This window comes from Amycolatopsis rhizosphaerae (assembly GCF_007713715.1).
Lineage (GTDB): Bacteria > Actinomycetota > Actinomycetes > Mycobacteriales > Pseudonocardiaceae > Amycolatopsis_E > Amycolatopsis_E rhizosphaerae.
Window position 1 is genome coordinate 1 of record NZ_VJWX01000399.1, and the last position, 6,598, is coordinate 6,598.

General features: G+C 69.6%; 2 protein-coding genes and 1 riboswitch. Both genes read right to left on the reverse strand.

What is annotated here, in order from left to right; all coding sequences use genetic code 11:
* On the reverse strand, positions 1–1,462 hold a 1,462-nt coding region (locus FNH05_RS28625; RefSeq protein ID WP_144591959.1), incomplete at its 3' end, for a glutamate synthase subunit beta.
* The gene (gltB, locus tag FNH05_RS28630) at positions 1,455–6,026 is read right to left on the reverse strand and encodes a glutamate synthase large subunit (protein WP_144591960.1); all 4,572 of its coding nucleotides are present in this window, start codon (positions 6,024–6,026) and stop codon (positions 1,455–1,457) included. The genes gltB and FNH05_RS28625, both read right to left, overlap by 8 nt.
* 285 nt (positions 6,027–6,311) lie before the next feature.
* A riboswitch (cobalamin riboswitch) is annotated at positions 6,312–6,472 on the forward strand.
* Positions 6,473–6,598: the final 126 nt, after the last annotated feature.

Here is a 6,598-nt window from a genome sequence, read left to right on the forward strand (position 1 = left end):
GGTCGGAGCTGCCGGTGAGGTAGGTGTCGACCGCGTGGGCCACGGAGCGGCCCTCCGCGATCGCCCACACCACCAGCGACGCGCCACGGTGCGCGTCGCCGCAGACGAAGACACCCGGTGCCTCGGTCTGCCAGTCCGCACCGCAGGACAGCGCGCCGCGCTGGGTCAGCGACAGCCCGAGGTCGTCGAGCAGGCGCATCCGCTCCACGCCCTCGAACCCGATCGCCAGCAGCACCAGATCCGCCGGGATGGTCTCGATCTCGTCGCCGACCGGCTCGACCGTCCGCACCCCGGTCTCCCCGTCACGCGTAACCCGCACGTGCTGCAGCTCGATCGCTCGCACGTGCCCCTCGTCGTCGCCCACGAAGCGCTTCACCGCGACCCCGAAGAGCCGCTCACCGCCCTCGTCGTGCGCCGGGTAGGTCCGCAGGATGTACGGCCAGGTCGGCCACGGCGAGCGGTCGTCGTCGCGCGTAGTGGGCGGCATCGGGTACTGGTCGAGCTGCGTCACCGACAACGCGCCCTGACGGGTGGCGGTGCCGTAGCAGTCGGCACCGGTGTCGCCACCGCCGATGACCACCACGTGCTTGCCGTTCGCGTCGATCTCCGGCGGGCCGTCGCCCTCGCACTGCCGGTTGGCCTGCACGAGGTGCTCCATCGCCAGGTGGATCCCGGCGAGCTCCCGGCCCGGCGTGGTGGTGTCGTCACGGCCGCGCAGCGCGCCCACCGCCAGCACCACCGCGTCGTACTCGGCGCGGAGCTGCTCCACGGTCAGGTCGACGCCGACCTCGCACCCGGTGACGAACCGGGCGCCTTCCTTGCGCAGCTGCGCGAGACGCCGGTCGAGGTGCTTCTTCTCCATCTTGAACTCGGGGATGCCGTAGCGGAGCAGCCCGCCGAGCCGGTCGTCCCGCTCGTAGACGGTCACCTCGTGACCGGCACGGGTCAGCTGCTGCGCGGCGGCCAGTCCCGCCGGGCCCGAACCGACGACCGCCACGCGCTGGCCCGAGGACACCTCGGCGACCTGCGCTTCGACGATGCCCATCTCCCAGGACTGCTCGGCGATGGTGGCCTCGATCTGCTTGATCGTGACCGGACCGCCCGAGGCGGGCGAGATGGACAGCACGCACCCCGCCTCGCACGGCGCGGGACACAGCTTCCCGGTGAACTCCGGGAAGTTGTTCGTCGCGTGGAGCCGGTCGCTGGCGGCGGCCCAGTGCCCCTGGCGCACCAGGTCGTTCCACTCGGGAATGAGGTTGCCCAGCGGGCAACCCGAACTCCCGGAGTGGCAGAACGGGATACCGCAGTCCATGCAGCGGGTCGCCTGGACGCGCACCTTCTTGTTGCGCGCTTCGGGGCTTGCCTCGGCGTAGACCTCGCGCCAGTCGTGGGCGCGCTCTTCACGGGGCCGCTTCTTCGGTTCTTCCCGCTCGAATTTCATGAAGCCCGTCGGGTCAGCCACGGGCCACCTCCATAACGGCCTCGTCCACGTCGCGCCCGCTTGCCTTGGCCTTCTTCATCGCCTCGAGCACGCGCGCGTAGTCCCGCGGCATGATCTTGGTGAAGGCCGCCGAGCGGCGCGGCCAGTCGCCCAGCAGCGACGCGGCCACGGTCGAGCGGGTCAGCTCGTGGTGACGGGTGACGATGTTCTTCAACCAGGTCAGGTCCTCCGGCTCCAGCGGGACCAGATCGACCATCTCGCCGTTGACGTTGCGGCGATCAAGGTCGAGCACGTAGCCGATCCCGCCGGACATGCCGGCGGCGAGGTTGCGCCCGGTCGGCCCGAGCACGACGGCCCGGCCCCCGGTCATGTACTCGAAGGCGTGGTCCCCCGCCCCTTCGGCGACCACGACGGCGCCGGAGTTGCGGACGCAGAACCGCTCGCCCACCTGGCCGCGGAGGAAGATCTCCCCCGACGTGGCCCCGTAGGCGATGGTGTTGCCCCCGATCACCTGGCGTTCCGCGGCGAAGGTCGCGTCCGGGTGCGGGCGCACGATGATGCGGCCGCCGGACAGGCCCTTGCCGACGTAGTCGTTGGCGTCGCCGACCATCTCCAGCGTGATCCCGCGCGGCATGAACGCGCCGAGCGACTGCCCGGCGGAACCGGTGAGCCGCACGTGGATCGTGCCGTCGGGCAGGCCCTCGCCGCCGTAGCGCCGGGTGATCTCCGAGCCGAGCAGGGTGCCCACGGTCCGGTTCACGTTGCGGACCGGCAGTTCCAGCCGTACCGGGTGCGCGTCCTCGAGTGCGGCCTCGGCCAACTGGATCAGCGTGCGGTCGAGCGCGTGCTCCAGCCCGTGGTCCTGTTCGCGGACCTTGCGGCGCGCGCCGCCGTACGGGGTGTCGGTGGGCATCTCGAAGATCGGCTTGAGGTCGAGCCCGGCCGCCTTCCAGTGGTCCACGGCCTGGTCGACGTCGAGCAGGTCCGCCCGGCCGATCGCCTCGTCGAGGGTGCGGAAGCCGAGCTGCGCCAGCAGTTCCCGCACTTCCTGTGCGACGAACCGGAAGTAGTTCACCACGTGCTCGGCCTGGCCGGTGTAACGCTTGCGCAGATCAGGGTTCTGCGTGGCCACGCCCACCGGGCAGGTGTCGAGGTGGCAGACCCGCATCATGATGCAGCCCGCCACGACCAGCGGGGCGGTCGCGAAGCCGTACTCCTCGGCACCGAGCAGCGCGGCGATCACCACGTCCCGCCCGGTCTTCATCGCACCGTCCACCTGCACCGTGATCCGGTCCCGCAAACCGTTGAGCAGCAAGGTCTGCTGCGTCTCGGCGAGCCCGATCTCCCACGGTGTGCCCGCGTGCTTGAGCGAGTTCAGCGGAGAGGCGCCGGTGCCGCCGTCGTGCCCGGAAATGAGCACCACGTCCGCGTGCGCCTTCGACACGCCCGCCGCGACCGTGCCGACGCCGAGTTCGGAGACCAGCTTCACGTGGATGCGGGCCTTTTCGTTGGCGTTCTTCAGGTCGTGGATGAGCTGCGCCAGGTCCTCGATGGAGTAGATGTCGTGGTGCGGCGGCGGCGAGATCAGCCCCACCCCCGGCGTCGAGTGCCGGGTGCGCGCGATCCACGGGTACACCTTGTTCGGCGGGAGCTGACCGCCCTCACCGGGCTTGGCGCCCTGGGCCATCTTGATCTGGATGTCGTCGGCGTTGACCAGGTACTCGCTGGTCACCCCGAACCGTCCACTCGCGACCTGCTTGATGGCGCTGCGGCGCTCCGGGTCGTAGAGCCGTTCCGGATCCTCGCCGCCCTCACCGGTGTTGGACCGGCCGCCGATGCGGTTCATCGCGATCGCCAGCGTCTGGTGCGCCTCGGCCGAGATCGACCCGTAGGACATGGCGCCGGTGTTGAACCGCCTGCAGATCGACTCGACCGACTCGACCTCGTCGAGGGGGATCGGCTGCCGTTCCCCGGTGCGGAATTCGAACATCCCGCGCAGCAGGCCGCCGTCGCGCGCCAGGCGGTGCACCTCTTCGGTGTAGGCCCGGTAGGCCTCTTCCTTGCGGGTCTTGGAGGCGTGCTGCAGCAGGAACACCGTCTCCGGGGTGAACAGGTGCAGTTCGCCCTCGCGGCGGAAGGCGTACTCGCCACCGGCGTCGAGCCTGCGGTGCACCCGGTCGGTCGGGTTGTCCGGATACGCCCGGCGGTGCCGCATGGCGACCTCCTCGGCGAGCACGTCCAGGCCGACCCCGCCCAGCTTGGAGACGGTGCCGGTGAAGTACTCGTCGAGCAGTTCCTGTGACAGGCCGAGCGATTCGAAGACCTGGGCCGCGGTGTAGGCACTCACCGTGGAGATGCCCATCTTCGACATGATCTTCTGCACGCCCTTGACGAGCGCCTTGACGTAGTTGCGGACGGCCTGCCGGGGTTCGACGCCGGTGAGCATGCCCTGGTGGATCAGGTCTTCGATGGTTTCGAAGGCCAGGTACGGGTTCACCGCGGCGGCGCCGTAGCCGAGCAGCAGCGCGATGTGGTGCACCTCGCGCGCATCGCCGCTTTCCACCACCAGTGCGACGCGGAGGCGTTCCTTGGTGCGCACCAGGTGGTGGTGCACCGCGGACACCAGCAGCAGCGAGGGGATCGGCGCCATCCGGTGGTCGGAGTCCCGGTCGGACAGCACCAGGGTGCGGGCGCCCGCCGCGATCGCCTCGGACGCCTCGCGGCGCACGCGTTCGATCGCCGCCGCCAGCGCCTTGCCACCACCGTCCACTTCGAACAGTCCGGACAGGACGGTGCAGGCGAAACCGGGGAGATCCCCGTCGTCGTTGATGTGGATGAGCTTGGCCAGCTCGTCGTTGTCGATCACCGGGTACGGCAGTTCGATGTGACGGCAGGACGCCGGGCCGGGCTCCAGCAGGTTCCCCTCCGGGCCCATGATCCGGCTCATCGAGGTGACCAGTTCCTCACGGATCGCGTCCAGCGGAGGGTTGGTGACCTGCGCGAAAGCCTGCTTGAAGTAGTCGTAGAGCTGACGCGAACGCTTCGACAGCACCGCGGGCGGGGTGTCCGTGCCCATCGACCCGATCGGCTCCGCGGCCTTGAGGGCCATCGGGGCGAGCAGGATCTTCAGCTCTTCTTCGCTGTAGCCGAAGGAAAGCTGGCGGCGCAGCACCGAGTCGTGGGTCTGCGTGACGTGGTCGCGGTCGGCCAGCTCGGCCAGCTGCAGCAGTCCGGCGTGGACCCAGTCGCCGTACGGGTATTCGCGGGCCAGGCCGCTCTTGACCTCGTTGTCGTCGATCAGCCGCCCGGCCCCGGTGTCCACCAGGAACATCCGGCCCGGCTTGAGCCGCCCCTTGGCGACCACGTTCTCCGGCGGGACGTCGAGCACGCCGGCCTCGCTGGCCAGCACGACGCGGTCGTCCGCGGTGCGCCACCAGCGCGCGGGGCGCAGACCGTTGCGGTCGAGCACCGCGCCGACGAGGGCGCCGTCGGTGAAGGTCACGCAGGCGGGACCGTCCCACGGCTCCATCAGATTGGCGTGGAACTGGTAGAAGGCCCGGCGCTCGTGATCCATCGTGGCGTGGTTTTCCCACGCCTCCGGAATCATCATCAGCACCGCGTGCGGCAGGCTGCGGCCGCCGAGGTGCAGCAGTTCGAGCACCTCGTCGAAGGAGGCCGAGTCGGAGGCGTCGGCCGAGCAGACCGGGTAGAGCCTGGTCAGGTCGCCGGGGATGAGGTCGGAGTCGAGCAGCGCCTCGCGTGCGCGCATGCGGTTGCGGTTGCCGCGCACGGTGTTGATCTCACCGTTGTGTGCCACGTAGCGGAAAGGGTGTGCCAGCGGCCACGACGGGAAGGTGTTCGTGGAGAACCGGCTGTGCACCAGGGCGATGGCGCTGGTCAGCCGCTCGTCCCGCAGGTCGGGGAAGAAGGCGGGCAACTGCTCGGGCGTGACCATGCCCTTGTAGACGAGGGTGCGGGCGGACAGCGACGGGAAGTAGGTGCCGCATTCGGCGGGCACGCTGTCGCGCTCGACCCGCTTGCGGAGGCAGAAGGTCAGCCGGTCGAGTTCGATCCCGGCGGGACGGACACCGTCGGCGTTCGCCTTGCCCGCTACGAAGAGCATGACGAAGTGCGGCATCACCGAGCGCGCCGTCGGGCCGATGTCGGCGCCGTCGGCGTCGGTGGGCAGTTCGCGCCAGCCCAGAATGTCGAGGTCCTCTTCCCCGGCGAGCCGCTCGATGAGGGCGACCGCCTTGGTGCGCCGCTCGGTTTCGGCAGGCAGAAAGGCGATACCGGCGGCGTACCGGTGGTGACCGTGCTCGTCCGGTTCCGGCAGCGGAAACCCGGTGACCGCGCGCAGGAACTCGTCGGGAAGCTGGAGAAGGATGCCGGCACCGTCGCCGGAGGTGGGCTCGGCGCCGGCGGCCCCGCGGTGGTCGAGGTTGGTGAGCGCCGTCAGCCCGTCGGTGATGATGCCGTGTGTGCGTCGCCCGCGGATATCGGCCACCATGGCAACACCGCAGGAGTCCTGTTCGGTGCTGGGGTCGTACAGACCCTGCCTGCCAGGGTTGGCGGAGAAGATCATGCGGGGACCTCCTTCGTCGTCGTCGTGCTCAGTTCGGAAAGTTCCCCCGGTTTGCTGTGCTCGGGACGACGATGGCCCGCTGATTAGCGCGACCTTAACACCCAGGAAACACGAGGGCACCCTCTCGCAGTGTGGATTTTCTCATCCGGACGGTAACGATCTGGCTGCGACGAACGACTTCGTTCCTGATGGGCTCAAACCGGCTGGAGCTTGAGCCCAGTGTAGCTCCCGGCTAACCTTTTCAAGGCTACGTGAACCTTCGGCCCCGGGACCAGGGTCGGCGGTGGTAGCGTTCCTCACGCTGGTCAGCGGCCTGTTGGCCAGCGACGCGAGGTCAGCGAAACCGGTGCGAACCCGGTGCTGTGCCGCAACTGTGATGGCTTGGACACGCACGAGAACGGTGTTCGAAGCCGAGCCAGGTCGCCTGCCCCCGCGTCGACGCCATTCCGCCTCCGGCGCAGAGGTGCGGCGTGACCGGGGACCGGCACGGCGTGGCAGGCGCGACCGGAGCCGGGCGAACATCCCCGAGGTTCGTATGACGCGCAGGTTTCTGCCGCTGCTGCTGGTATTGC